Origin of the sequence: Enterobacter sp. LM3, from assembly GCF_046622475.1 — a bacterium.
Classification (GTDB): Bacteria; Pseudomonadota; Gammaproteobacteria; order Enterobacterales; family Enterobacteriaceae; genus Enterobacter; species Enterobacter cloacae_P.
In genome coordinates, this window is record NZ_JBJURN010000001.1 from 290920 (window position 1) to 317179 (window position 26260).

Here is a 26260-nt window from a genome sequence, read left to right on the forward strand (position 1 = left end):
GCGATAGGCAACACCAAAACTGTACTGCATAAATCCGGTGCTATACTCAACCTCGTTAATTCATGGGGCACTAACATCAAGAGGATATGAGATTATGAGTACCGCTAAGCTGGTGAAAACAAAAGCGTCTAATCTGCTTTATACCCGCAACGATGTATCAGATAGCGATAAAAAAGCGACGGTTGAGTTGCTTAATCGTCAGGTGATCCAGTTCATTGACCTGTCGCTGATCACCAAACAGGCCCACTGGAACATGCGTGGTGCAAACTTTATTGCCGTACATGAAATGCTGGATGGCTTCCGTACAGCACTGACCGATCATCTTGACACAATGGCAGAGCGTGCCGTGCAGCTGGGGGCGTAGCCCTGGGCACTACGCAGGTTATCAACAGTAAAACGCCGCTGAAAAGCTACCCGCTGGAGATCCATACGGTTCAGGATCACCTGAAAGAGCTGGCCGATCGTTATGCGGTTGTCGCCAACGACGTCCGCAAAGCCATTTCTGAAACGAAAGACGAAGACACCGCTGACATTTTCACTGCCGCCTCTCGCGACCTGGACAAATTCCTGTGGTTTATTGAATCTAACATCGCGTAATTCCTGAGCATTTTCTCCCAAACCCTCGCCACCGGTGAGGGTTTTGCACATTTATGGTGCGCATTTTTTTCCTGAGACAGTGCAAAAGTGAAGAAAATGTAATAATCACCTCACACAACCGTTAATGGAAGATTGTTTTTTCGTCAGAATTTGCGCTAAATAGCACCCCGTCAGTTGCATCAAACGAAACGCACCAAAATGGTGCTCCATCCTGGTGCAACAGAACATCATTGCCACATTTATTGTGCAATGCATGACACCATCCCCTTTGAAAAACAATGGCTTGTAAAGTTGGCACGATTTTTTCATTGTGCCTGTTGTTCTCGCAGGGGATCGCCCCGTGGATATAAAAGGAAATGCTATGAAGTCTGTATTAAAAGTTTCACTGGCTGCACTTACCCTGGCTTTTGCGGTGTCTTCTCAGGCTGCCGACAAACTGGTTGTAGCGACCGACACGGCGTTCGTTCCGTTTGAATTCAAACAGGGTGATAAATACGTTGGTTTTGATGTGGATCTGTGGGCTGCGGTAGCAAAAGAGCTCAAACTGGATTACACCCTGAAGCCTATGGATTTCAGCGGTATCATCCCGGCACTGCAAACCAAAAACGTTGATGTAGCACTGGCAGGCATCACCATTACTGAAGAACGCAAAAAAGCGATCGACTTCTCCGACGGTTACTACAAAAGCGGCCTGCTGGTGATGGTGAAAGCCGATAATAATGACGTAAAAAGCGTGAAAGACCTCGACGGTAAAGTGGTGGCAGTGAAGAGCGGCACGGGTTCCGTTGATTACGCGAAAGCTAACATCAAAACCAAAGACCTGCGTCAGTTCCCGAACATCGATAACGCCTACATGGAACTGGGCACCAACCGTGCTGACGCTGTTCTGCACGACACCCCTAACATCCTGTACTTCATCAAAACAGCAGGTAACGGCAAGTTCAAAGCGGTAGGTGAATCTCTGGAAGCACAGCAGTACGGTATTGCGTTCCCGAAAGGCAGCGACGATCTGCGTACCAAAGTTAACGGCGCGCTGAAAACCCTGAAAGAGAACGGCACGTACAACGAAATCTACAAAAAATGGTTCGGTACCGAGCCTAAATAATTATTCTTAAAAAAATAATGTTCACTCGGGGGCGACCTTTCGCCCCTGATATTTTTGAAACACGGTAACAGTAACAGGAAACTATCATGCAGTTTGACTGGAGCGCCATCTGGCCTGCCATTCCTATCTTGCTTGAAGGCGCTAAAATGACCCTGTGGATTTCGGTCCTCGGTCTGGTTGGTGGGTTGATTATCGGTCTTGTCGCCGGTTTCGCCCGCACCTACGGCGGCTGGATTGCAAACCACATCGCACTGGTTTTCATCGAAGTGATCCGCGGCACCCCTATTGTCGTCCAGGTCATGTTCATCTATTTCGCCCTGCCAATGGCCTTTACTGACCTGCGCATTGACCCGTTCAGTGCCGCCGTCGTGACTATTATGATCAACTCCGGTGCCTACATCGCGGAAATTACCCGTGGTGCCGTTCTGTCGATTCATAAAGGTTTCAGCGAAGCTGGTCTGGCATTAGGCCTGTCCCGTCGCGAAACGATCCGCCACGTTATTCTGCCACTGGCGCTGCGCCGCATGCTGCCACCGCTGGGTAACCAATGGATCATCAGTATTAAAGATACGTCGCTGTTCATTGTTATCGGCGTTGCTGAACTGACCCGTCAGGGCCAGGAGATTATTGCGGGCAACTTCCGTGCACTGGAAATCTGGAGTGCGGTAGCCGTTGTCTACCTGGTCATCACTCTGGTTCTGAGCTTCGTTCTGCGTCGTCTTGAAAGAAGGATGAAAATCCTGTGATTGAATTTAAAAACGTTTCCAAGCACTTTGGCCCAACCCAGGTGCTGCACAATATCGATTTGAACATCAAACAGGGTGAAGTGGTGGTCATTATCGGGCCATCCGGCTCCGGTAAGTCCACTCTGCTGCGCTGCATCAACAAGCTGGAAGAGATAACCAGCGGCGATCTGATCGTCGATGGTCTGAAGGTGAATGACCCGAAAGTGGATGACCGTCTGATTCGTCAGGAAGCGGGCATGGTGTTCCAGCAGTTCTACCTGTTCCCGCACCTCACGGCGCTGGAAAACGTGATGTTTGGCCCACTGCGCGTGCGCGGTGCCAACAAAGCGGCTGCAGAAGCGCTGGCAAAAGATCTGCTGGCCAAAGTTGGCCTGGCAGAACGTGCGCACCACTACCCTTCAGAGCTGTCCGGTGGTCAACAGCAGCGTGTGGCGATTGCCCGTGCGCTGGCAGTTAAACCGAAAATGATGCTGTTTGATGAGCCAACCTCGGCGCTCGACCCTGAATTGCGCCACGAAGTGCTGAAAGTCATGCAGGATCTGGCAGAGGAAGGAATGACGATGGTTATCGTCACCCACGAAATCGGCTTTGCTGAGAAGGTGGCTTCCCGTCTGATCTTTATTGATAAAGGTCGTATCGCGGAAGACGGTAATCCGCAAGAACTGATTGCAAACCCGCCAAGTCAGCGTTTGCAGGAGTTCCTGCAGCACGTGTCGTAATACGCCAACGTTCGAAAAAGCCGGGTATGCGAATGCAGAGCCCGGCTTTTTTTTTCAGAGTGTTCTCTGGCGTATCGTTCACCACACAGCCGCCGTAAACCGGGGGAACAAGCCGGAGAGTGGCGACGCCTTCCCCGGTCTGCGGATTATTTACGACGTTTGTTATCGTCCATAAACGACCAGGCGATAAAGCGGCTCTGTTTCTGGCCTTGCGCCATCTCTTTCTTCACCACTTTCACCGCGCCAGCTTCGCTCAATGCACGGTAGAGTGGCGGCAGGTTATCGCCACGGGACACCAGGGTTGTAAACCATTTAACCTGACGGCCGAACGGTTTACTTTCTGCAATCATGCGCAGAATAAACGCTACTTCACCGCCCTCGCACCACAGCTCCTGCTGCTGGCCACCGAAGTTCAGCGCGGCATCTTCATCCTGACCCAGATTGCGACGCTTACGCTCGCTGCCCGCGCGGGCGGCAGCCGCTGAATCATGGAATGGCGGGTTGCACATTGTGGCATCGTACTGTTCATTCTTGTGAATAATGCCGTTGAAAATGGCATTCGCCTCTTTCTGCCTGCGCAGACGAATGGCCCGGCTTAGCCCCGCATTCGCGTTAACGATCGCCTGCGCGCTGGAAAATGCCTCTGCACCGATTTCACTGCCGGTAAAGCGCCAGTGATATTCATGGACACCGATCAACGGGTAAATCAGGTTCGCCCCGGTACCGATATCCAGCACGGTGGCCTGTTGCGGGATCACGCCGTCATGATCTTCTGCCAGGAGATCGGCAAGATGGTGGATATAATCGGCACGCCCCGGCACGGGCGGGCAGAGAAAGCCTTCCGGAATATCCCAGTGCGTGACACCGTAAAAATGCGCCAGCAGCGCTTTATTCAGCATTTTGACCGCCAGCGGGTCAGCAAAATTGACCGAAGGTTCACCGGCAGGCGTCTGCACAATGAAGTCCTGCAGCGGAGGACAGCTTTGGCACAGCGCCTTCATGTCGTAGCGGCTGCGGTGGCGATTTCGTGGGTGCAATCCCGGCTTTTGGGAAGTCATGGCATTCTCCTTTAAACAGCGGCGTAAGATACCCTTTGCAGACCCAGCGGTAAATATCTCTGTTCAATACGCAAAAACACGCCATAAATCAGCAACCTCTATGTCTATGATCTGTCAATAAATTGACAACTATTATTGTTCAAAAAATAAGCAGATCATCATCAAATTTTTGCGCTAAATCACACTCTCCAGGCTTCTAAACTTAAGGTGAGTCACCCGTTGTTTCCCCTGAGGATGTGATTATGAAAAAGTATCTGACCCTTGTTGTTATCGCTGGTGCACTTGCAACAGTATCATTCTCCGCCTGGTCAGTTCAGTCTCTGACAAACAGCACGGATACCAGTCAATTGCGACCTGCAGGCTCGGTTTCTGTCAGCAATGCGAGCAACCTTGACGACCTACAGGATAAGCTGGCTGAAAAAGCACGTGAGCAGGGTGCGAAAGGATTTGTGGTGAACTCCGCCGGAGGGGATAACCATATGTATGGTACCGCCACTATCTATAAATAAGCGCCTTCCTGCCATCAGACTGCATCTGCCTGCCAGATGCAGTTTCTCTTTTCTCGCTCCCCGGTTGTATAATTTTTAATCCCATCTGACTTACACAGGAGGATGCAATGGCTTCCGGTTGGGCAAATGACGACGCCGTTAACGAACAAATCAACAGTACAATTGAAGATGCAGTTGCTCGCGCTCGTGGTGAAATACCACACGGCGAAAGTTTATATGAATGTGAGGAATGCGGAGATCCTATCCCGGAGGCTCGCCGTAAAGCCATTCCTGGCGTGCGGTTATGCATTGCCTGCCAACAGGATAAAGATTCAAAAAACTCATCATATGCGGGATATAATCACAGAGGTTCAAAGGACAGCCAGTTACGTTGACTTTCCTTTACCTAAGTAAACCCTCTGAGTTGTTTCCTTTACGCTCACGATTTTTAGCTGAACACGTAGCAAAATGTGCCCTTCTCCATCGCTCTGTAAAGTGCAGCAACAAGAAGTGTAAATTACCCTCCTGAATTTATTAATATTCAATAAGTTATTTGTCATTCAGTTTTTTTGACCGACCACGTCAATTCTCTTCGATTTTCTCTGGTGAAAAAAAGCGTGATACTCATCACATCGACGGAACACCGTCCCCTAACAGAAACCTGCGAGAGATTAACAATGAAAACCATCAAATATGCTGTTGCTGCTGTTGCCCTGTCTGCTCTTTCTTTTGGCGTATTCGCTGCAGAGCCTGTCTCTTCTGCCCAGGCGCAGAGCATGAATAAAATCGGTGTGGTGAGTGCAGAAGGCGCAACCACGCTGGACGGTCTGGAAGCCAAACTGGCTGAGAAAGCCGCGGCTGCGGGTGCAAGTGGTTATACCATCACTTCCGCAAACAACGGCAACAAGCTGAGCGGTACCGCGGTTATCTATAAATAACCGAACGCATTATGCTCCACCCTCACCGAACCCTCTGGTGAGATGCTCCAACCCTCATTGACCCTGTTTGTTACCCTTGCTTGCCCGTCCGCCACTGGACGGGCTTTTTTTTTTGCCTAAAACGCGCGTTCTACACGCTGCATACCAGCCTCGACCGTTTCCACTTCCCCGGTGGCCAACAGGCAGCAAGCCATCTGCAGTTTAATCGAGTGCGGAACGGGAACATGGCCGGCAAGACATTGCTCAATCCATTGTGCAGTTGAGTGGGGATCTTTTACCTGCGGCAGAATGACGTCAGTATTCTCTTCCCCACGCTCAAGCACAGCGCGAGTGCCCGCAGCATCGATAAGCATCAGTTGCGGACAACGCAGCGGATTGGCGTACACCTCCCCTTCCGTGCCATGCATCAGTAAGGCTCTGCCACCGATATCCTCAAAAAATTTCCCGACGCGGGTCACATACTCAGGGTGTGACACGCTGGAAAGACGCAGCGCGGCATCTTCAGCAAACGGCGTCACCAGTTTCGCCAGCGTGTGCGCACTGTTACGCACGCCCATACGCCAGCGCATATCCAGCTGCTTTTCCAGCGGCGGGCAAAGCGCTTTGATAGGGATATAGACCGGTTGATGTCCATCCAGCTTCGCCTGCGCCTGTCCGGCATGCAGGGTGGGTTCGATACCCAACATGTCAAATATGGTCTCCGTCAGCACGCGGGTTGGATCTTCACTGACGCCATGCACCACCACCGGGAACCCGAGCTTGTGCAACAAAATTGCCAACAGCGGCGTCAGGTTCGCCAGCTTGCGCGCACCGTTATAGGTCGGAATAACGATCGGCATCGGTTTGGCCACAGGCGGCGTTAAGCGCAGGGTTTGTGCCTGCATCGCCTCATAAAAGCCTCGCATTTCAGCCTCACCTTCCCCCTTGATACGCAGCGCAATCAGAATGCCGCCCAGCTCCAGCTCGGGTACATCACCGTTCAGCATGTGGGTATACAGTGTACGTGCAGTTTCATGGTCCAGGTCGCGGGCATGATTTTTTCCGCGCCCTACCTCTTTGATAATTTTGCGGTAATCCACGACATCTCTCCTTACGGCATCATCTTGTTAACAATATAGCCCTGATGAAGACCTGGCCGATAGTATTTTATCAACACACTGAAATGATGAGAAAAAGCCAAACACAAGCAGAATTTAAATTATTTGTGATTTCTACAGAAGATTCTTAGACATGCATTTTTTGATTAAATAACCAGCGGAAAGTCATTGAGCGTCAACGGTGACAACGTCCAGGCAACGTTGTCACCCGACATACACCAGGATTTAATATGAACAAGGTCGCTTTAGGGTTATTTATCGCTGCAACGGTGGGATGTTCTGCATCTGCATTTGCGGCAACAAATGGTGAAGGTCAAATTAACTTTACTGGCGAAATCATTGATTCCGCATGTCAGGTCGTTAATGGGTTAAGTAATCCGCTGAATGTCCAGCTTGGCAAAGTATCTAAAACGGTATTTACCGGCGCAGGCTCCACCAGCACATTAACGAAGTTTGATATCCAGTTAACAAATTGTCCGGAAACGGTGACATCTGCTGCCATTAATTTTGGTGGTACACCAGATGCTAACAATAATTCTACTCTGGCATTATCGCCAGATGTGGATGCGGCAACAGGTGTTGCTATTCAGTTGGTTGATTCAGCAGAGCAGCCAGTGAGTTTATATACACCTTCCCAGCAATATCCGTTAGCGTCAGGTACGACTGTCAATAATCTGGAGTTCGGTGCGCGTTATATTCAGACTCAGGCTGCAGTGACTGCTGGCCCGGCTAACTCTGTTTCAACCTTCACCGTCATTTATAACTGATATTATCAATTCAGAGATATTAGCGCTGTTCAGGGGCTGATATCTCTTATTTTTTTTGAGAAATATTTATGCGTCACGGTTATTTACTGAGTACTCTTTTACTGGTCGCAGCCACTGCACATGCAGGTGTCATTATCAATGGCACACGGCTGGTTTACCAGGGAGATAAAAAGGAATCATCTCTTGGTCTTTCAAACCCAGATACAACGGATTATCTGGTGCAGTCCTGGGTTGATTCTGGTGGTAAAAACCGGGCCAAAGCCCCCTTTCTGATTACTCCGCCTCTGTTTCGTCTGGATGCAAAAGAAGATAATGTTTTGCGCGTTGTGCGTACAGGTGGGAATTTACCGGAAGATCGCGAGTCGCTGTACTGGTTAAATATCAAAGCCATTCCCTCTTCAAAACATGTTGAAGGGATGAATACCCTGCAAATCGCCATCAACACCCGCATTAAATTGTTGTATCGCCCCTCCTCGATTCAGGGTAAGCCGGAAGATGTGGCAGATAAACTGGAATGGCATCGCGAAGGCAATGATCTGGTGGTCAATAACCCAACGCCTTTTTATATGAACTTCCAGAGCGTCACGCTGAATGGACAAAAAGTGAAAAAAGCAACCTGGGCCGTCCCGAAGACAGAAACACATTTTCCCCTTCCAGCGAATATGGGTGGGAATACCGTCGCATGGTCAATTATTACCGATTACGGCAGCATCAGCCACACCTGGTCTACATCACTCCATTAATCACTCTGTAAGCCGGTAATGTTAAATAATCATGTATAGCAATAACAAGCCTTGCACTTGCCAGATATTCTCATTGCTGCTCCTGTTGTGGGTGCTGGCAATGGCTATCTTTGCATCGCAAGTCCAGGCTGATGATTATTTTAACCCGGCATTACTGGATATTGACAATCCTCAACAGACCAGGACCGATCTGTCTGTTTATGAGAAAGGCCCGGGACAAGCACCAGGGAAATATCAGGTTTCGGTCTTTATCAATAATAATAAAATTGACACGCGCAATGTCACATTTAGATTACGAAAGGACAGTAGCGGAAATAATTCACTCCAGCCTTGCTTTACTTCGGATGAGTTAAAAAGTCTCGGAATTAAAATCAAAAAGTACCCCCGGTTAATCGCCAATGGCCAGTGCGCAGACTTAAACGCGATCCCAGGGGCGTCCGCCACCTTTCATGTTCGTAACCAGCAGTTACTGCTTAGCATTCCACAAATCGCACTGGGTAAAGTTCCACGTGGCTATATTGACCCAAAAGAGTTCGATGAAGGGATCACTGCCGGACTGCTCAATTACAGTGCGACAGCAAGCCAAAGCCATGCGCGTCAGCAGGGTGAGGAAGATACCAGCAGCCAGTATGTGAATCTCCGGCCTGGCCTTAACATTGGCGCATGGCGGCTGAGAAATTACTCGACATGGAACCGCAGCACCACGGGTAAAGAAGAAGAGCAAAAGTTCTCGTCCGTTTATACCTACGCCCAGCGCGATATTGCGGCGATGAAAAGCAGTTTGACGGTCGGGCAAAGCTCTTCTCCGGCTGACGTTTTTGACAGCGTACCCTACACCGGCGTACAGCTTAATTCCGACAGCGACATGCTCCCGGACAGCGAGAAAGGCTACGCGCCGATTATTCGCGGTACCGCACACAGTAATGCGCTGGTGATGGTGCGTCAGAACGGTTACATCATTTATCAAAATACCGTGGCTCCCGGGGCATTTGAAATTAACGATCTCTACCCAACCGGCAGCAGCGGCGACCTTCAGGTGACGGTGAAAGAAACCGACGGTAGCGAAAGCCATTTCGTGGTGCCCTACGCCTCCGTACCGGTGCTGCAACGTGAACATAACCTGCGCTATAGCGTCACTGCCGGTCGTTATCGCTCGTACGACAGCGACGTAGAGAAAACTCCGTTCGCCCAGGGCAGCGCTATCTATGGTTTACCCTACGGTTTTACGGCCTATGGCGGCGTGCAGCAGAGCAGCCATTACCAGTCGCAGGCCATCGGTGCCGGTAAAAACATGGGCGATCTTGGCGCTTTTTCAATCGACGTTACGCGTGCAAAAGCCTTGCTGAAAAAGCAGCAGGCCAGTAAAGGTCAGTCCTGGCGCGTACGTTACAGCAAAGATTTCGCAGGGTCTGGCACCAACTTCTCTCTGGCGGGCTATCGCTATAACAGCAAAGGTTTCTATACCCTGGAAGACACGATGGAGTCGTACACCCGCTCAGACGACTGGTCTGCCCCCCAGCAGCGTCGCGCGCGCACAGAGGCCACCATCGACCAGACGCTTGGTGAAGGCTGGGGATCGGTGACGCTAAGCCTGGTCAAAGAGACCTACTGGAGCCAGAGCCAGGACATGACCTCCATGAGCGTCAGCTACAACAACAGCTGGCACGGCGTGAGCTACAGCCTGAGCTACAGCATGAACAAGAATACTAACGACAGCGATGAAGATGGGGAGTCCGTCACCAACGACAACCAGCTTTCCCTGAGTGTCTCCGTACCGCTGGATCACTGGATGCACAACACCTGGGCGACGTACAACCTGAACAACACCAAAGAGGGTACCACGCAGAACATTGGCCTGAATGGCACGGCCCTGCAGGAAGACAATCTTAACTGGAATATTCAGGAAGGGCTGAGCACAACCGGCAGCGGTAGCTCCACCAGCATGAATGCCGACTATAAGGCCACCTATGGCGAAGTGAGTGGTGGCATCAGTCAGGATAAATATCAGCGTACCGTCAACATGGGTCTGCAGGGTGGCGTTGTGGCACATGCCAACGGTATCACGCTAAGCCAGCCGCTTGGGGAAACCATCGCCCTGGTGAAAGCACCCGGTACACATGGTACCCATATCACCAACCAGACGGGCGTCGAGACCGATTTCCGTGGCTATACCGTCGTGCCATTTGTCACAGCCTATCGTCATAACACCATTGCGCTGGATACTGAAACGCTACCAGACGATGCCGACGTGACCCACGCCGCGCAGATTGTTACCCCAACACGCGGTGCCGTGGTGCGGGCCAGCTTCAACACTCGCGTGGGGCGTCGGGTACTGATGACGTTGACGCAAAACGGTAAACCGCTGCCCTTTGGCGCAACGGTCACCACCGACGATAAGGACAGCGAGTTTATTGTTGGCAACGACGGCCAGACTTACCTCTCCGGTTTACCTCAGCACGGAAAACTCTCCGTTAACTGGGGACAAGGTGCCAGCGAGCATTGCGTCGCTGAATACGCGCTAACGGATGAGAAAGATAAAACCAGCATCATTAATGCTGCCGCGCAGTGTCAGTGATCCACCGTTCAGGCTAAATATTATGCAATTGATTAAGCAATGCTTTTTTTTACTGATTCTGGGAACTGCAGCGTTATTTATGCCGCATGCGAAAGCGACCTGTACCACTCCGGATATGCCGAAAATGATTAACGTCGCCTCGATTTCGGTCTCCACAACGCTGGCTGTAGGGGCGATCATTCCCGGTTCGGAACAGACAGTGCATGTGGCGGGAAACTGCGATCAAAACATCGATAGTGGTCTGGAAATTGTCTCCTGCTATTACGGCACGGGTGCGGAAATCCCGGGCATGACTGGCGTTTATGACTCGGGCGTACCTGGCATTGGCATCGCGTTGATGAACGACAAGGGCCAGCGCATCAGTGGTGCGGGTGGCGTACAGTGTGATTCTCGCGGCACCCCCATTGGCTACGTCTCCAGCGACGGGCAGCAATCCTTCAGTTTTGACGTCACACTTGAGCTGGTGAAAACCAGCAATGAGATCGCATCAGGAATGTTGGCTCAGGCACAAACCCAGTTTGGTATTGGCGTATTTGGCCATGAGGGGATTGGCGAACCCAACGTTATCTCCTACGCAGGGAATGTCACATTTAACGAAGTGACCTGCTCGGTATCGCCAAAAAGCCTGACGATCACGTTAGGTGATTTCCCGGTCAGCGATTTTACAGGCACCGGCACGCTGACACCCGGTAAAACGTTTTATGTTGACGTCAATTGCACCGACACCGTTCAGCCTGAAGCGATGGTGACGAGTGCGAATGGCTACGAGACAGATTTTCCTGGCGTTATCAAACTGACCCCAGAAACTGGTGTCGCAACCGGGGTGGGAGTTCGTATGTTATATGATGGCGAAGTCCCTGTTTTCGGTACCTACAGGGACACCGCCGCAGTGGCACAGGCCAACCAGACGCTGGAGATCCCCTTCGAAGTGGCTTATGAGCAGATAGCCGCCGACGTAACCCCTGGTACTGCCAACAGCATTGCCACCATTACACTGGGCTATAAATGAAAAAGTATCTTCTGATTTTGCTTTTTGGCCTGGCGTATAACGCTATTGCGGACGATATTCAGGTAGAGATGCGGGGGAACATCTTCGCGAACACCTGCTCCGTAGACAGTGCCAGCCAAAATTTAACGGTCGATCTCGGCCAGGCGACGTCCGGGGATTTTAAAGACATCGGTGACACGGGAGTCTGGAAAAACGTTGATCTGACGCTCTCGAAATGCCCGGTCACCACAACGCTTGCCACCGCCACGTTTCACGGACAGGCGGACGGAGCACACCCGACGAAATTTGCGAATACCGGCACAGCTGGCGGTCTGGCTCTCGAACTGGCCGATCGCCCGGATAAAATGCTTATCGCCCCGGAGGCCAGTTTTAGCGTGCTGATTAATCAAAGCGATCATACGGCAGACTTCCCCTTAGCTGCGCGTTATTACGCCACCTCGATGCCCGTCACTGCCGGCACATTCAACAGCATCGTACAGGTGACCTTTACTTACCAGTAGGGCTGCGCCCCCTGGTACGGATGCTTTTTTTACGCCCCGCAGCCCGTTGTGCCGGGCGTTTTTTTACCTCAGGCACCTCCGGTTGCTCGATGGGGAAAACGGGCAACGCATTCAATAACCGCTGACCGTAGTTTTTGGTAAGCAACCGTTTATCATAAATCACCACCTCTCCCCAGCAGCCGTGGCTACGGATCAGACGCCCCACCTGTTGAATCAGGTTAAACGACGCAGCGGGCAGACTTTGCACCTCAAACGGATAGCGATTCAGGCTTTTCAGCCACTCTCCTTCGGTGATCACCACCGGGCTGTCGATGGGCGGGAAGGCTATCTTGTGGATATGTACCTGAGTGAGGTAATCCCCCTTCAGATCCAGACCTTCGGCGAAAGACTGCAACCCCACCAGCACACTGCGCTCACCGTTATCAATGCGTTTGCGGTGTAACTCAACCAGCCGATAGCGCGGCTGGTCGCCCTGAACAAGCAGGAGTAAACGCAGGTCGGTGACGTGTTCCAGAAAACGCTGCATCGCACGTCCGCTGGCAAACAACACCAGCATGCCAGGGTATTTTTTGCTCTCTACCTGTTCGCGAAAATAGGCCGCCATCTCAGCAATGTGCTGCTCTTCGTTGTCGATAAGCGGCTCGTACTTCATACGCGGGATCACCAGCTTACCCTGCTCGCAGTGATTAAACGGTGAGTCCAGCGCCACAAAGCGGTCGCCAGCTTTTTCTCTCAGACCGCTCATCTCCTGCAAACGGGAGAAGCTGTTCAGGGAGCGCAGCGTCGCAGAGGTCACCACCACATGTGGTACGCTGCGCCAGATGAGCTTTTCCAGCTGGTCGGCCACGCGAATGCCCACGCAGTGGAAGAAAAGATGTACCTGCCCGTCTTTCGCTTCACGGGTGGCCCATTTGGTGACCGGTGCGCCGGAGGCCTGTGCCATGGAGGCCAGTCGCCAGAGCTTGCTTTGCGCTTCGAACATGCCGAGTGCGCGGTTCATCTGCAACAACACGCGATGCAGACGCACCACGTCATGGGTGCCCGTTTTCTCACTGAGATCGTTTAAGAACATCTCCGCCAGCCCGCGCAGCTTTTCAAGATGCTTTGCCAGCTGCTGGCAAATCTCCATCACCTCTTCCGGCAGTTCGCCCATGGCAAAGCGGTGCTCCGCTTCCTGCGTCGCCGGAAGGTAAAGGTTCAGGATATTGTTCAGTGACGAAATGAGCGTGTACCCCTCTTCACAGTGCTCGCTCAGCCGCTCAGGCACCGCCAGCGGCGGCGTAGTTTTCGGGCGGAACTGCTCCATGCAGGTTGCCACCAGCTTGCAGAACAGGTCGAGCTGTAGACGGAACCACGGGGCGGTAATTTCAGCGCTCATCTCCAGCGCATCCCGCGCCACATCAGGCAGATGATGGCCTTCATCGAGCACCAGCAACAAGTTTTTGGGTTCCGGCAGGACCGCTTCACTCTCCAGCGCGGCCATGACCAGAGCATGGTTTGCCACCACCACTTCTGCTTCCTGAATTTCACGCCGTGCAACAAAAAACGGGCACTCACGATAGTAGTGACAGTTGCGGTTCAGACAACTGGCTTTATCAGTGCTGAGCCTGCGCCACAAGTCGTCGTCAATCGCCTGATTGGTATGATCGCGCAGTCCATCCCATTTGTAGCTGTCGAGATCGGCTTTCAGCTTCGCACACCGATCCTGTTCAGCCTTATTGTTTGGCGTCAGTTCATCATCGAGAAACGCCAGCAGATCCTGCTGGGTGGGTTCGCTACTGGCGAGCGCCGCCAGGTTGCGTGGGCAGACATAACGCCCGCGACCAAAAGCGGCGGTAAAACGCAGTTCGGGAATAATTTTGCGCAGCAGAGGCAAGTCTTTGCTGTAGATCTGATCCTGCAGCGCCACATTGGCGGTGCTGACCACCAGCGTCTTTTGTTCTTCCCGCGCAATGGCAATGCCCGGGATCAGATAGGAAAGGGTTTTCCCGACGCCCGTCGGGGCTTCAATCGCCAGATGTCGTCCGTCGTCCCCGGCAAGCGTTTTTGCCACGTCAGCAATCATCTGCCGCTGTGGCGCTCGGGGGATAAAATCGGGGATCTGTTGTTGTAGCGCCTTATACCAGGCACCAATTTGCGCTTTGAGCGCCGCGGTTAAAGCCATCGGAAAACCTGAAATACTGTATAAACAGCCACTATTGTGGCACTTTCTTTCCGTTGCCGCAAAAAGAAAAGCCCGGCTTTACTGCCGGGCTTCCAGATTACTGCGCGTTAGCAGGTTTACGCGGGCGGCGTCGGCGCTGCCCTTCCCCTGCCGGTTTCCCTTCACCACTGCGCCACGGGTTTTCACCCGCCGGTTTAGCATCGTTGTTACGACGCGGAGGTTTAGCGGATGATTTTGGCGCACCGCCTTCAGAGCGACGCGGTTGCTGACCACGACCGCCGCCACCCTGACCGCGACCACCGCCCTGACGACCGTTCTGGATCGGCTCCGCTTTGATGGATGGATCCACTTCATAGCCCGGGGTTTCGATACGCGGGATCTCTTTTTTCAGCAGACGCTCAATGTCGCGCAACAGTTTGTGTTCATCGACACACACCAGAGAGAGCGCTTCACCGGTGGCCGCCGCGCGGCCGGTACGACCAATACGGTGTACGTAATCTTCCGGCACGTTTGGCAGCTCATAGTTCACCACGTGTGGCAGCTCTTCAATGTCCAGGCCACGCGCGGCAATGTCGGTGGCCACCAGCACGCGGATATCACCGGATTTGAAATCAGCCAGCGCGCGGGTACGTGCCCCCTGGCTCTTGTTGCCGTGGATCGCCGCACTGCGAATGCCGTCTTTGTTCAGCTGCTCTGCCAGGTGGTTTGCACCGTGCTTGGTACGGGTAAAGACCAGCACCTGCTGCCAGTTACCCTGGCCAATCATCTGGGAAAGCAGTTCCCGCTTACGCTTTTTATCAACAAAGTGTACGTGCTGCGTGACCTGCTCAGAGGCGGTGTTACGACGCGCTACTTCGATTTCCAGCGGGTTGTGCAGCAGCTTTTCAGCAAGTGCCTTGATGTCGTCGGAGAAGGTCGCAGAGAACAACAGGTTCTGACGACGCGGTGGCAGCTTAGCCAGCACGCGGCGGATATCGTGGATAAAGCCCATGTCCAGCATGCGGTCGGCTTCGTCCAGCACCAGAATTTCAATTTGATCCAGCTTCACCGCGTTTTGGTGTTCCAGATCCAGCAGACGGCCCGGCGTTGCCACCAGCACGTCCACACCACCACGCAATTTCATCATCTGCGGGTTGATGCTCACCCCACCGAAAACCACCAGCGAGCGAATGTTGAGATAGCGGCTGTACTCACGCACGTTCTCACCAATTTGCGCGGCCAGTTCACGGGTTGGCGTGAGGATCAGCGCCCGAACCGGACGGCGGCCTTTCGCGTGCGGCTGGTTTTTTACCAGCAGCTCTAACAGCGGCAGAGTAAAGCCTGCGGTTTTACCGGTACCGGTCTGAGCACTGGCCATCAGGTCGCGGCCTTCCAGCACGGCAGGGATCGCCTGCTTCTGGATCGGGGTTGGCTCGAGGTAACCCTGCTCTGCAATTGCACGCAGGATTTCCGGGTTCAGGCCAAGGGAATCAAAAGACATAAAAACTCCGAACCGCCCCGACCGTCACAGGTGTAGTTTTCAGGGAGATATAACGATAAAGGAGAGGACAAAAACCACAATGTCGCGAAGCAGCGGAGTGTAGCAGCTTTTGTGACATGGCGCATAAAATATCCCTCAGCACGCCCTCGACGATACTGCGAATAAGGCATAATCTTAATCAATCGATTGATTAATTTTTAATGCCGCCATGAATATAACCCCGACCACCTCTAAAGGTGAACAGGCCAAAAGCCAGCTTATCGCCGCCGCACTGGCGCAGTTTGGTGAGTATGGGTTACATGCCACCACGCGTGATATCGCCGCGCAGGCCGGGCAGAACATTGCGGCCATTACTTACTATTTTGGCTCAAAAGAGGATTTGTACCTCGCCTGCGCGCAGTCGATCGCCGATTTTATCGGCACGAATTTTCGCCCGCACATTGACGAGGCCTCCAGGCTGTTCAGCCAGCCGTCACCCGATCGTGCCGCTATTCGTCAGCTTATCCTCAATGCCTGTCACAATATGATCCGCCTGTTGACGCATGACGATACGCTGAACCTGAGTAAATTTATCTCCCGTGAGCAGCTCTCCCCCACTGCGGCCTATCAGCTGGTTCACGATCAGGTCATTGCCCCGATGCACACCCACCTGGCCCGGCTTATTGCGGCCTATACCGGGCGTGATGCCAACGATACAGAAACCATCTTGCATACCCACGCCCTGCTGGGCGAAGTGCTCGCCTTTCGTCTGGGGCGGGAAACTATCCTGCTACGTACTGGCTGGACACAATTTGATGAGGATAAAGCCGCGCAGATTAGCCAGGTCATCACCTGTCATCTCGATCTGATCCTGCAAGGCTTAACGCAAAGGAGCCTGAAGTCATGAAAAAACCTGTCGCCATCATTCTGGTGGTTGTTGTTCTGCTTGCCGCAGGTGTTGGTGGCTGGCTGTGGTATCAGAGCCATCAGGACAAAGGCCTGACGCTGTATGGCAATGTCGATATTCGTACCGTGAACATGAGCTTCCGCGTCGGTGGTCGTCTGGCGTCGCTCACCGTGGACGAAGGCGATACCATTAAAAGCGGGCAGATGCTGGGAATGCTGGACAAAGCGCCATACGAGAATGCGCTGATGCAGGCAAAGGCAGGGGTGTCTGTCGCTCAGGCGCAGTATGACCTGATGCTGGCAGGCTATCGCGATGAAGAGATTGCCCAAGCCGCCGCAGCCGTTAAACAGGCACAGGCGGCCTATGACTATGCGCAGAACTTCTATGCGCGTCAGCAAGGGTTGTGGAAAAGTCGCACGATTTCAGCCAATGACCTGGAAAATGCGCGTTCCTCCCGCGACCAGGCGCAGGCAACACTGAAATCCGCACAGGATAAATTAAGCCAGTACCATACCGGTAACCGCCCGCAGAATATTGCTCAGGCAAAAGCCAGCCTTGAACAGGCACAGGCGCAGCTGGCCCAGGCGGAACTGGATCTGCACGATACCACACTGGTTGCCCCCTCTGACGGCACGCTGATGACCCGCGCCGTGGAACCAGGCAGCATGTTAAGCGCGGGCAGTACCGTCTTAACACTGTCACTGACCCGTCCGGTGTGGGTACGCGCCTACATTGATGAACCCAGCCTCGGCCAGGTGCAGCCGGGCCGGGAGCTGCTGCTCTATACCGACGGTCGCCCGGACAAGCCGTATCACGGCATCGTCGGGTTTGTCTCCCCGACTGCCGAGTTCACGCCAAAAACCGTTGAAACACCGGATCTGCGTACCGCTCTGGTGTACCGCCTGCGCATCATCGTGACCGATGCCGACGACGCCCTGCGCCAGGGTATGCCGGTAACCGTAAAATTCAACGACGGGAAACGACATGAATGACACGGTTATCCAGCTCAACAATCTGGTAAAACGCTTCGCGGGCCTGGATAAACCGGCCGTTGCCCCGCTGAACTGTACCATCCAGAAAGGCTATGTGACCGGGCTGGTCGGCCCGGATGGTGCAGGCAAAACCACGCTGATGCGAATGCTGGCGGGGCTACTGAAGCCCGATGACGGCAGCGCCAGCGTACTCGGCCTCGACCCCATCCACGACGACAGTGCGCTCCACGCCATGCTGGGTTATATGCCACAGAAATTTGGTCTGTATGAAGACCTGACGGTGATGGAAAACCTGAATCTGTACGCCGACCTGCGCAGCGTTACCGGTGAGACCCGGCAAAAAACCTTCGCTCGTCTGCTGGAATTTACCTCACTTGGCCCATTCACTGGCCGGCTGGCAGGCAAGCTCTCCGGCGGGATGAAGCAGAAGCTGGGGCTGGCCTGTACACTGGTGGGAGAGCCGAAGGTGCTGCTGCTGGATGAACCCGGCGTGGGTGTCGACCCGATTTCACGCCGCGAACTGTGGCAGATGGTGCATGAACTGGCAGGTGACGGAATGCTGATCCTCTGGAGCACCTCTTATCTCGATGAAGCCGAGCAATGCCGCGACGTGCTGCTGATGAACGAAGGCGAACTGCTCTACCAGGGTGAACCCACAACGCTGACGCAAAGCATGGCCGGACGCAGCTTCCTGCTGCACAGCCCGCAGGAGTCCAACCGCAAGCTGCTGCAGCGGGTGCTCAGGCTACCGCTGGTCAGCGACGGGATGATTCAGGGCCGCTCCGTGCGCGTGATCCTCAAAAAAGGGGCCACGGCAGCGGATATTCGCCACGCACCGGGCATACCGGAAATAGACCTTGAAGAGACAGCGCCACGCTTTGAAGATGCGTTTATCGATCTGCTGGGCGGCGCGGGCACATCGGAATCACCACTGGGCGCTATCCTGCACACGGTCGACGGTACGCCCGGTGAAACGGTGATCGAAGCGAAATCCCTCACGAAGAAGTTCGGCGATTTTGCTGCCACCGATAACGTCAATTTCGCCGTGAAGCGCGGTGAGATTTTTGGCCTGCTCGGCCCAAACGGGGCAGGAAAATCCACCACCTTTAAGATGATGTGTGGGCTGCTGGTCCCCACCTCCGGCAAAGCGCTGGTGCTGGATATGGATCTGAAGGTCAGCTCCGGTAAAGCGCGTCAGCATCTGGGTTATATGGCGCAGAAATTCTCGCTGTACGGCAACCTGACGGTCGAGCAAAACCTGCGCTTTTTCTCCGGCGTTTACGGCCTGCGCGGACGGGCGCAAAACGAGAAAATCAGCCGCATGTGTGAGGCCTTTGGCCTGTCGAACATAGCGTCCCACGCCACCGACGAACTGCCGCTTGGATTCAAACAGCGGCTGGCGCTGGCCTGCTCGCTGATGCATGAACCGGATATTCTGTTTCTCGATGAGCCGACCTCGGGCGTGGATCCCCTCACCCGTCGCGAGTTCTGGTTGCACATCAACAGCATGGTGGAAAAAGGGGTGACGGTGATGGTCACTACCCACTTCATGGATGAAGCGGAATACTGCGACCGCATCGGGCTGGTCTATCGCGGCAAACTGATTGCCCACGGTACACCGGACTCGCTCAAAACGCAGGCCGCAGACGACAGCCAGCCCGACCCAACGATGGAGCAGGCATTTATCACCCTCATCCACGACTGGGATAAGGAGCATACCGATGCGCAGTAACGCTATTTCGTGGCGCAGGGTGCGCGCATTGTGCGTCAAAGAGACACGCCAGATTGTGCGTGACCCCAGTAGCTGGCTGATTGCCGTGGTGATCCCCCTGATGCTGCTGTTTATCTTTGGCTACGGGATCAACCTTGATTCGAGCAAGCTGCGGGTGGGCATTTTACTGGAACAGCAGAGCAAAGAAGCGCTGGACTTCACCCATGCCATGACCGGATCCCCCTATATTGACGCCACCATCAGCGACAATCGCCAGGCGTTGATCCAGAAGATGCAGGCCGGGAAAATTCGCGGGCTGGTGGTGATCCCGGTAGATTTCGACGCCAATATGGCGCGGGCGAATACCGACGCCCCCATTCAGGTGATCACCGACGGTAGCGAGCCAAACACGGCTAATTTCGTGCAGGGTTATGTGGAAGGCATCTGGCAGCTCTGGCAAATGCAGCGAGCCGAGGACAGAGGCGAAACGTTTGAACCGCTGATCGACGTGCAGACACGTTACTGGTTTAACCCCGCCGCCATCAGCCAGCATTTTATTATTCCGGGCGCGGTCACCATCATCATGACGGTAATTGGCGCGATCCTCACCTCGCTGGTGATTGCCCGCGAGTGGGAGCGCGGCACAATGGAAGCACTGCTCTCGACTGAGGTGACGCGGGCAGAGCTGCTGCTCTGCAAACTCATCCCCTACTACTTCCTCGGCATGCTGGCGATGCTGCTTTGCATGCTGGTGTCGGTATTTATCCTCGGTGTGCCGTATCGCGGCTCGCTGGTGCTGCTCTTTTTCATCACCAGCCTGTTTCTGCTGAGCACGCTGGGGATGGGGCTGCTCATCTCGACCGTGACCCGTAACCAGTTTAACGCCGCCCAGGTGGCGCTCAATGCCGCCTTTTTACCGTCGATTATGCTGTCCGGGTTTATCTTTCAGATAGACAGTATGCCCGCCGTGATCCGCGCGGTGACGTACATTATTCCGGCGCGTTACTTTGTGAGTACGTTGCAAAGCCTGTTCCTGGCGGGGAATATTCCGCTGGTGCTGATTATCAACACCCTGTTTCTGATGGCCTCGGCGACGATGTTCATTGGGTTGACGTGGGTGAAGACCAAACGGCGACTGGATTAAGGAGCGAATATGTTTCACCGTTTATGGACATTGATCCGCAAAGAGCTACAGTCGCTGCTGCGCGAGCCGCAGACCCGTGTCATTCTGGTTTTGCCGGTGTTGATACAGGTTTTTCTGTTCCCGTTCGCCGCGACGCTTGAGGTGACGAACGCTACCATTGCCATCTACAACGAAGACAGTGGCAAACATTCTGTCGAACTGACCCAGCGTTTTGCCCGGGCGAAGGCGTTTACCCACATCCTGTTGCTGAAAAGCCCGCAGGCGATCCAGCCCACCATTGACACGCAAAAAGCGTTGCTGCTGGTCCGGTTCCCGGCAGATTTCTCCCGCAACCTGGACACTTTCCAGACCGCACCGATGCAACTCATCCTCGACGGGCGTAACTCTAACAGTGCCCAGATAGCGGCTAATTACCTGCAACAGATAGTGAAAAATTACCAGCAGGAGCTGATGGAAGGTAAAACCAAACCCAATAACAGCGAGCTGGTAGTGCGCAACTGGTACAACCCAAATCTGGATTACAAGTGGTTTGTGGTGCCGTCGCTGATCGCCATGATCACCACCATTGGGGTGATGATTGTCACGTCACTTTCCGTCGCCCGCGAGCGCGAGCAAGGTACGCTTGACCAGCTTCTGGTTTCCCCTCTGGCAACCTGGCAGATTTTCGTCGGCAAAGCGGTTCCGGCGCTGATTGTCGCCACCTTCCAGGCCACTATCGTGCTGGGAGTTGGGATCTGGGCATACCAAATTCCGTTTGCCGGATCGCTGGCGCTGTTCTACTGCACGATGGTGATTTACGGGCTGTCGCTGGTTGGTTTTGGTTTGCTGATCTCGGCGCTTTGCTCGACACAGCAGCAGGCATTTATTGGCGTGTTCGTCTTTATGATGCCGGCGATTTTGCTCTCAGGTTATGTCTCTCCGGTTGAGAACATGCCGGTGTGGTTACAGGATCTGACGTGGATAAACCCGATTCGTCACTTTACGGACATCACCAAGCAAATCTATCTGAAGGATGCGAGTCTGGACATTATCTGGGGAAGTTTGTGGCCGCTACTGGTCATAGCGGCCACGACGGGGTCAGTGGCGTACGCGATGTTTAGACGAAACATTGCGTAGCTTTTTCTCTTTGGTAAGTAAAGAGACAACCGCAGGCCCTGCAAGAATGGCCAGACCGGCCAGGGCCAGCAACAGGTTGTTTTGCAGCACGCGTGACAGTAGCCACAGAACGATCATCGCCGCACCAAAATACCAGGTGGTGGTGAGCTCTTCGAGCACATCACCCACTTCGCGCCAGCGTGCTTCATGGTGACGCTGTAAGAACAGCATCGACAGCACGGTTACGCCGTAAAGCACACATAATCCCAGGCCAACACGCACCAGCGTGCCGCTCATCCAGCCCATCACCAGTACGGCCACGACCAGTAAATGCAACATTATCTGCCAGCAACTCAGGCCAGTTGCGACACGAACGCGTTGTTGCCACTTCATGGCTTCTCTCCTGAAGAATATTTCTCTGCTTATTCAGACTACCGCACTTTACGGAAAATTCCGTAACACCGCATCTTTTTGTGACGCCGACTACACTTTATTTTCATCAGGATAGTCATCCTGGAAGGCGTTTATGGCCCATAAAATACCGCTTTCTCGCGTAACGTGCTGACAATAAACATTCATGATAGCTTCATCGTATTTAACTGCTGCTTCATTTTATCAGCGTGGAGATCCACCTATGAGATGCGTCTGGCGGGAAGGTAACCGCATTACGCTGCTGGAAAATGGTGATAACTACTATCCGGCGGTTTTTGATGCCATCAGCCGCGCGCGGGAGAAGGTGATCCTCGAGACCTTTATCTGGTTCGAAGACGACGTGGGGAGACGGTTGCATGCCGTGCTGTTGCGCGCCGCACTGCGTGGTATCAAAATCGACGTATTACTTGATGACTATGGTTCACCGGATCTTAGCGATGATTTCGTCAACGCGCTCACCTCGGCGGGCGTGGTGTTCCGCTACTACGATCCTGGATCTCGCCTGTTTGGTATGCGCACTAACCTCTTTCGCCGGATGCACCGCAAAATTGTGGTTGTGGATGAAGCGATGGCGTTCGTCGGCGGCATTAACTATTCCGCTGAACATATGTCCGACTATGGAGCAGAGGCCAAACAGGATTACGCCATTCAAATTGAAGGCCCCGTGGTTCAGGACATCTTGCTGTTCGAACTGGAAAACCTGTCGGGTAAAGAGGTCTCCCACCACTGGTGGGTACGCCGCCATCGCCCCGAAGAGAACCGGCATCCCGGAGAAGCGCAGGCGCTGTTTGTCTGGCGGGATAACGCTGAGCACCGGAACGATATCGAACATCACTACCTGAAAATGCTGGCGAAGGCGAAGCATGAAGTCATCATTGCCAATGCCTATTTCTTCCCCGGCTATCGCCTGCTTCACGCCATGCGTAACGCCGCCCGACGCGGCGTGCGCGTAAAACTGATTGTGCAGGGTGAGCCGGATATACCGATTGTGAAGGTCGGTGCGCGCCTGCTCTACAACTATCTGGTGAAAGGCGGCGTACAAATCTATGAATATCGCCGCCGACCGCTGCACGGCAAGGTCGCGCTGATGGACGATCACTGGGCGACCGTCGGCTCCAGTAATCTTGATCCGCTGAGTTTATCCCTTAATCTGGAAGCCAACCTGATCATTCACGATCGCCAGTTTAATCAGACCCTGCGCGATAACCTGCAGGGTCTGCTCGACAATGACTGTGTGCGTGTGGATGACTCGATGGTACCGAAACGCACCTGGTGGAATCTCGGAAAAAGCGTGCTGGCGTTCCACTTCCTGCGTCATTTCCCGGCGATGGTGGGCTGGCTGCCCGCTCATACACCAACGCTGGCACGTGTGGCTCCCCCTGTGCAGCCCAAAATGGAAACTCAGGATCGCGTAGAGGTGGAAGACGGAGAGAAAACCTGATGTTGACGGTTATTTGATACTGAAGAGCCGGAAGAAGAATGAGAAGGCGTTACAACGGGATTTAAGTCGGGTGGCGAAGCCGCCACCCGGCAAAACAACCTTAGCGACGGTTGCCCAGAATACGCAGCAGCATCAGGAACAGGTTGATGAAGTCCAGATACAGCGTCAGCGCACCCAGAATGGAGTATTTGCGCAGGTTTGAGCTGTCGCGCACGTCAATCTGCTCGCCAATGTTCTTCAGCTTCTGCGTGTCGTATGCCGTCAGCCCGACGAAGACCAGCACCCCAATGTAGGTCACGGCCCACATCAGCGCTTCGCTCTTCAGCCACAGGTTAACCAGCGACGCCAGCACAATCCCAATCAGCCCCATCAGCAGCATACTGCCAAAACCGCTCAGGTCACGTTTGGTGGTGTAACCCCACAGGCTCATCGCGCCAAACATCCCACCGGTCACCACAAACGTACTGGCGATGGACGAGTAGGTATAGACGATAAAAATGCTGGAGAGCGTTAGCCCCGTCAGTGCCGAATAGAGCATAAACAGCGTGGTTGCCATTCCGGCGCTGAGCTTCTGCACCATTCCCGACAGGACAAACACCAGCGCCAGCTGTGCAATAATCAGCCCAAAGAAGGTGATTTTGCTGGAGAAGATAAACATCATCAGTTCAGGCGTATTGGCCGCATACCACGCGATAAACGCCGTCAGCAGTAAGCCGACCGTCATCCAGCCATACACCTGAGCCATATACGTCTGCAGTCCGCTACGGGTCTGCTGTACTATCGAATCGGAACGCGGAAATCGGTCCATGATTCACTCCTGATTAAGTAGACACACACGTTAAGACTAACACATTTGCGTAAACCAACTACCAACGGCCGGCCGCTTGTTTGTCGCTGTCACGCGACTCAACCCAGCGGTCCCCCTCTGGTGTTGCTTCACGCTTCCAGAATGGTGCTTTGGTCTTGAGGTAATCCATAATGAATTCCCCTGCTGCGAACGCGCTGCTGCGATGGGCGCTGGTGACCCCAACAAAAACAATCTCTTCACCCGGCCACATCTCACCAATACGGTGGATAACCGTCACCCGTCCGAGCGGCCAGCGGCTGCGCGCCTGCCCGACAATCTCCGCAAGCGATTTTTCCGTCATGCCCGGATAGTGCTCAAGCGTCAGTGCCTTCACGCTGTCGCCGAGGTTGTGGTTACGCACTTTGCCGGTGAAGGTGACAACCGCACCATCTTCATCACGTTCGGCCAGCCAGCTGTATTCTGTTCCGACATTAAAACGCGCGTGGTCGACCAGAATTCGGGTTTCCGCCATTTCAGCCTCCTGTGACCGGCGGGAAGAAAGCGACTTCATCCCCTGCCGTGAGCGGATGGGTAAACTCGACCAGCGTCTGATTCACCGCGGCCAGCAACTTACCTTCATCCAGCGCCAGCGCCCAGCGGTCGCTTTGCGCGGCCAGATGCGTGCGAAGTGCGGCAACATCGTCAAAGGGAGCATCGAGCGTCAGGCTGTCGGTATTGACCAGCTCGCGTACCTGCGCAAAAAAGAGAACCTTAATCATGGCTGTCCACCTTAAAATCACCGGATTTGCCGCCACTTTTCGCCAGCAGGCGAAGCGGGCCAATCACCATGTCTTTCTGCACGGCCTTGCACATATCGTAGATGGTCAGCGCAGCAACCGACGCCGCAGTCAGGGCTTCCATCTCAACACCGGTTTTACCGGTTAAACGACACAGCGACTCAATGCGCACCCGGTTATGCTCTGGCTGCGCCTGAAGATTCACCTCCACCTTGCTCAGCATCAGCGGATGACATAACGGGATTAAGTCCCAGGTCCGTTTCGCCGCCTGGATCCCGGCAATGCGGGCGGTGGCAAAGACATCGCCCTTGTGGTGGCTGCCGTCGATAATCATCGCCAGCGTCTCTGGCAGCATGGTGACAAACGCTTCGGCGCGTGCCTCACGTACCGTTTCCGCTTTGGCGGAGACATCCACCATATGGGCTTCACCCGCGGCATTAATGTGGGTCAGTTGCGACATAACTTATTTCTTTAAATGAGGGTGGAAATTACACGGGCGGGTGCGGGCATCCAGCTGCGGCGCGATAATGTTATCCCACGCGGTGCGACAGGCTTTGGTGGAGCCAGGCATAGCGAAAATCAACGTGTTGTTTGCCACACCGGCCACCGCACGGGACTGCAACGTGGAGGTGCCAATCTCTTCAAACGAGAGCATACGGAACACTTCACCAAAGCCTTCCACTTCACGGTCGAACAGCGGGATCAGCGCCTCAGGAGCCTGATCGCCCGCGGTAAACCCGGTACCGCCGGTAATCAACACCACCTGCACCTCATCACCCGCAATCCACTGAGAAACCTGGGCGCGAATAGCATAACGGTTCTCTTTCACAATCGCTTTATCGACGATTTTATGCCCTGCTTCCTGTGCCGCCTCGCATAGCCAGTGACCGGAGGTATCATCCTCTTCGCCACGGCGGTCGGAAACGGTCAGAATGGCAATACGTGTCGGGATAAATTCTGCGCTTACCTGACTCATCTTATGATTCCTT

The 26260-nt window shown here is 53.8% G+C and carries 27 protein-coding genes and 1 pseudogene; 18 read left to right on the forward strand and 10 right to left on the reverse strand.

Translation table 11 applies throughout. The features are described from left to right. Positions 1-94: 94 nt before the first annotated feature. The 4 genes and pseudogenes from dps (at position 95) to glnQ (ending at position 3167) form a co-directional block, all read left to right on the forward strand. Positions 95-597, forward strand: a pseudogene (gene dps, locus ACJ9N4_RS01325) (DNA starvation/stationary phase protection protein Dps). A gap of 361 nt (positions 598-958) precedes the next feature. Then, positions 959-1702: a glutamine ABC transporter substrate-binding protein GlnH gene (gene glnH, locus ACJ9N4_RS01330; protein ID WP_182274224.1), complete on the forward strand. Its 744-nt coding sequence runs from the start codon at positions 959-961 to the stop codon at positions 1700-1702. A gap of 86 nt (positions 1703-1788) precedes the next feature. Beyond that, positions 1789-2448, forward strand: a complete 660-nt coding sequence (gene glnP / locus ACJ9N4_RS01335; protein WP_182274223.1) for a glutamine ABC transporter permease GlnP — start codon at positions 1789-1791, stop codon at positions 2446-2448. After that, positions 2445-3167 carry a glutamine ABC transporter ATP-binding protein GlnQ gene (glnQ, locus tag ACJ9N4_RS01340; RefSeq protein WP_014069454.1) on the forward strand — a complete coding sequence of 241 codons (723 nt, stop codon included), beginning with the start codon at positions 2445-2447 and terminating at the stop codon, positions 3165-3167. The genes glnP and glnQ overlap by 4 nt, the downstream gene beginning before the upstream one ends. Before the next feature lie 146 nt (positions 3168-3313). Here the strand turns inward: glnQ and rlmF are convergent, their stop codons facing one another. After that, positions 3314-4225: a 23S rRNA (adenine(1618)-N(6))-methyltransferase RlmF gene (rlmF, locus tag ACJ9N4_RS01345; RefSeq protein WP_182274222.1), complete on the reverse strand. Its 912-nt coding sequence runs from the start codon at positions 4223-4225 to the stop codon at positions 3314-3316. Between the two features lie 242 nt (positions 4226-4467). Here rlmF and mcbA point away from each other — a divergent pair, with 242 nt between their 5' ends. From mcbA to ybiJ, 3 genes are all read left to right on the forward strand, one after another. Further along, positions 4468-4734, forward strand: coding sequence for a DUF1471 family periplasmic protein McbA (gene mcbA, locus ACJ9N4_RS01350; protein WP_182274221.1), 267 nt, complete (start codon positions 4468-4470; stop codon positions 4732-4734). Between the two features lie 107 nt (positions 4735-4841). Further along, entirely contained in the window at positions 4842-5108 is a 267-nt protein-coding gene (locus ACJ9N4_RS01355) for a DksA/TraR family C4-type zinc finger protein (protein WP_411500200.1), read from the forward strand. A 282-nt stretch (positions 5109-5390) separates the two neighbouring features. Then, a complete protein-coding gene (ybiJ, locus tag ACJ9N4_RS01360) occupies positions 5391-5651 on the forward strand; it encodes a DUF1471 family protein YbiJ (RefSeq protein ID WP_182274219.1) in 261 nt (86 codons plus the stop codon). A gap of 116 nt (positions 5652-5767) precedes the next feature. Here ybiJ and ybiB read toward each other — a convergent pair whose 3' ends face one another. Beyond that, complete coding sequence (gene ybiB / locus ACJ9N4_RS01365; RefSeq protein WP_182919651.1) at positions 5768-6730, reverse strand: DNA-binding protein YbiB; 963 nt, start codon at positions 6728-6730, stop codon at positions 5768-5770. Positions 6731-6978: 248 nt separating this feature from the next. Between ybiB and ACJ9N4_RS01370 the strand changes: the two genes are divergently transcribed. The 5 genes from ACJ9N4_RS01370 to ACJ9N4_RS01390 all read left to right on the forward strand — a co-directional run bounded on the left by ACJ9N4_RS01370 (position 6979) and on the right by ACJ9N4_RS01390 (position 12342). Beyond that, positions 6979-7515 (forward strand): fimbrial protein, encoded by a 537-nt coding sequence (locus ACJ9N4_RS01370; RefSeq protein WP_182274217.1) that lies wholly within the window; start codon positions 6979-6981, stop codon positions 7513-7515. A 68-nt stretch (positions 7516-7583) separates the two neighbouring features. Continuing rightward, entirely contained in the window at positions 7584-8258 is a 675-nt protein-coding gene (locus ACJ9N4_RS01375; protein ID WP_182274216.1) for a molecular chaperone, read from the forward strand. Positions 8259-8289: 31 nt separating this feature from the next. Continuing rightward, complete coding sequence (locus tag ACJ9N4_RS01380; protein ID WP_411500201.1) at positions 8290-10833, forward strand: fimbria/pilus outer membrane usher protein; 2544 nt, start codon at positions 8290-8292, stop codon at positions 10831-10833. 22 nt (positions 10834-10855) lie between these two features. After that, positions 10856-11842, forward strand: a complete 987-nt coding sequence (locus tag ACJ9N4_RS01385; protein ID WP_182274214.1) for a fimbrial protein — start codon at positions 10856-10858, stop codon at positions 11840-11842. Further along, positions 11839-12342 carry a fimbrial protein gene (locus ACJ9N4_RS01390; RefSeq protein WP_182274213.1) on the forward strand — a complete coding sequence of 168 codons (504 nt, stop codon included), beginning with the start codon at positions 11839-11841 and terminating at the stop codon, positions 12340-12342. Before ACJ9N4_RS01385 ends, ACJ9N4_RS01390 begins: the two co-directional genes overlap by 4 nt. On the opposite strand, the gene dinG is transcribed toward ACJ9N4_RS01390, so the two are convergent. Continuing rightward, the gene (gene dinG / locus ACJ9N4_RS01395; protein ID WP_182919649.1) at positions 12329-14506 is read right to left on the reverse strand and encodes an ATP-dependent DNA helicase DinG; all 2178 of its coding nucleotides are present in this window, start codon (positions 14504-14506) and stop codon (positions 12329-12331) included. The genes ACJ9N4_RS01390 and dinG overlap by 14 nt on opposite strands. Before the next feature lie 97 nt (positions 14507-14603). After that, positions 14604-15986 (reverse strand): ATP-dependent RNA helicase RhlE, encoded by a 1383-nt coding sequence (rhlE, locus tag ACJ9N4_RS01400; protein ID WP_182274211.1) that lies wholly within the window; start codon positions 15984-15986, stop codon positions 14604-14606. 208 nt (positions 15987-16194) lie between these two features. Here rhlE and cecR point away from each other — a divergent pair, with 208 nt between their 5' ends. The 5 genes from cecR to ACJ9N4_RS01425 are packed head-to-tail and all read left to right on the forward strand — an operon-like array spanning position 16195 to position 21835. Then, entirely contained in the window at positions 16195-16872 is a 678-nt protein-coding gene (cecR, locus tag ACJ9N4_RS01405) for a transcriptional regulator CecR (protein WP_196391025.1), read from the forward strand. Then, on the forward strand, positions 16869-17864 hold the full coding sequence (gene hlyD / locus ACJ9N4_RS01410) for a secretion protein HlyD (RefSeq protein WP_182919647.1): 996 nt from the start codon (positions 16869-16871) through the stop codon (positions 17862-17864). The genes cecR and hlyD overlap by 4 nt, the downstream gene beginning before the upstream one ends. Continuing rightward, positions 17857-19596: an ATP-binding cassette domain-containing protein gene (locus ACJ9N4_RS01415; RefSeq protein ID WP_182919646.1), complete on the forward strand. Its 1740-nt coding sequence runs from the start codon at positions 17857-17859 to the stop codon at positions 19594-19596. The genes hlyD and ACJ9N4_RS01415 overlap by 8 nt, the downstream gene beginning before the upstream one ends. After that, positions 19586-20719 carry an ABC transporter permease gene (locus ACJ9N4_RS01420; protein ID WP_182274207.1) on the forward strand — a complete coding sequence of 378 codons (1134 nt, stop codon included), beginning with the start codon at positions 19586-19588 and terminating at the stop codon, positions 20717-20719. The genes ACJ9N4_RS01415 and ACJ9N4_RS01420 overlap by 11 nt, the downstream gene beginning before the upstream one ends. A 9-nt stretch (positions 20720-20728) precedes the next feature. Further along, positions 20729-21835, forward strand: a complete 1107-nt coding sequence (locus ACJ9N4_RS01425) for an ABC transporter permease (protein ID WP_182919645.1) — start codon at positions 20729-20731, stop codon at positions 21833-21835. Here the strand turns inward: ACJ9N4_RS01425 and ACJ9N4_RS01430 are convergent. Further along, on the reverse strand, positions 21797-22207 hold the full coding sequence (locus ACJ9N4_RS01430) for a YbhQ family protein (RefSeq protein WP_182274205.1): 411 nt from the start codon (positions 22205-22207) through the stop codon (positions 21797-21799). The genes ACJ9N4_RS01425 and ACJ9N4_RS01430 overlap by 39 nt on opposite strands. 241 nt (positions 22208-22448) lie before the next feature. On the opposite strand from ACJ9N4_RS01430, the gene clsB reads away from it, so the two are divergent. Beyond that, on the forward strand, positions 22449-23687 hold the full coding sequence (gene clsB, locus ACJ9N4_RS01435) for a cardiolipin synthase ClsB (RefSeq protein ID WP_182919644.1): 1239 nt from the start codon (positions 22449-22451) through the stop codon (positions 23685-23687). Between the two features lie 100 nt (positions 23688-23787). On the opposite strand, the gene ACJ9N4_RS01440 is transcribed toward clsB, so the two are convergent. From ACJ9N4_RS01440 to moaB, 5 genes are read right to left on the reverse strand one after another with little or no spacing between them, the layout of a single operon-like run. Beyond that, positions 23788-24495, reverse strand: a complete 708-nt coding sequence (locus tag ACJ9N4_RS01440) for a Bax inhibitor-1 family protein (protein WP_182274203.1) — start codon at positions 24493-24495, stop codon at positions 23788-23790. Positions 24496-24553: 58 nt separating this feature from the next. Further along, positions 24554-25006, reverse strand: a complete 453-nt coding sequence (gene moaE, locus ACJ9N4_RS01445; protein WP_182919643.1) for a molybdopterin synthase catalytic subunit MoaE — start codon at positions 25004-25006, stop codon at positions 24554-24556. A 1-nt stretch (position 25007) separates the two neighbouring features. Further along, entirely contained in the window at positions 25008-25253 is a 246-nt protein-coding gene (gene moaD, locus ACJ9N4_RS01450) for a molybdopterin synthase sulfur carrier subunit (protein ID WP_182919642.1), read from the reverse strand. Beyond that, entirely contained in the window at positions 25246-25731 is a 486-nt protein-coding gene (gene moaC / locus ACJ9N4_RS01455; protein ID WP_182919641.1) for a cyclic pyranopterin monophosphate synthase MoaC, read from the reverse strand. The genes moaD and moaC overlap by 8 nt, the downstream gene beginning before the upstream one ends. A 3-nt stretch (positions 25732-25734) precedes the next feature. Continuing rightward, positions 25735-26247, reverse strand: coding sequence for a molybdenum cofactor biosynthesis protein B (gene moaB / locus ACJ9N4_RS01460; RefSeq protein WP_182919640.1), 513 nt, complete (start codon positions 26245-26247; stop codon positions 25735-25737). Between the last annotated feature and the right edge of the window lie 13 nt (positions 26248-26260).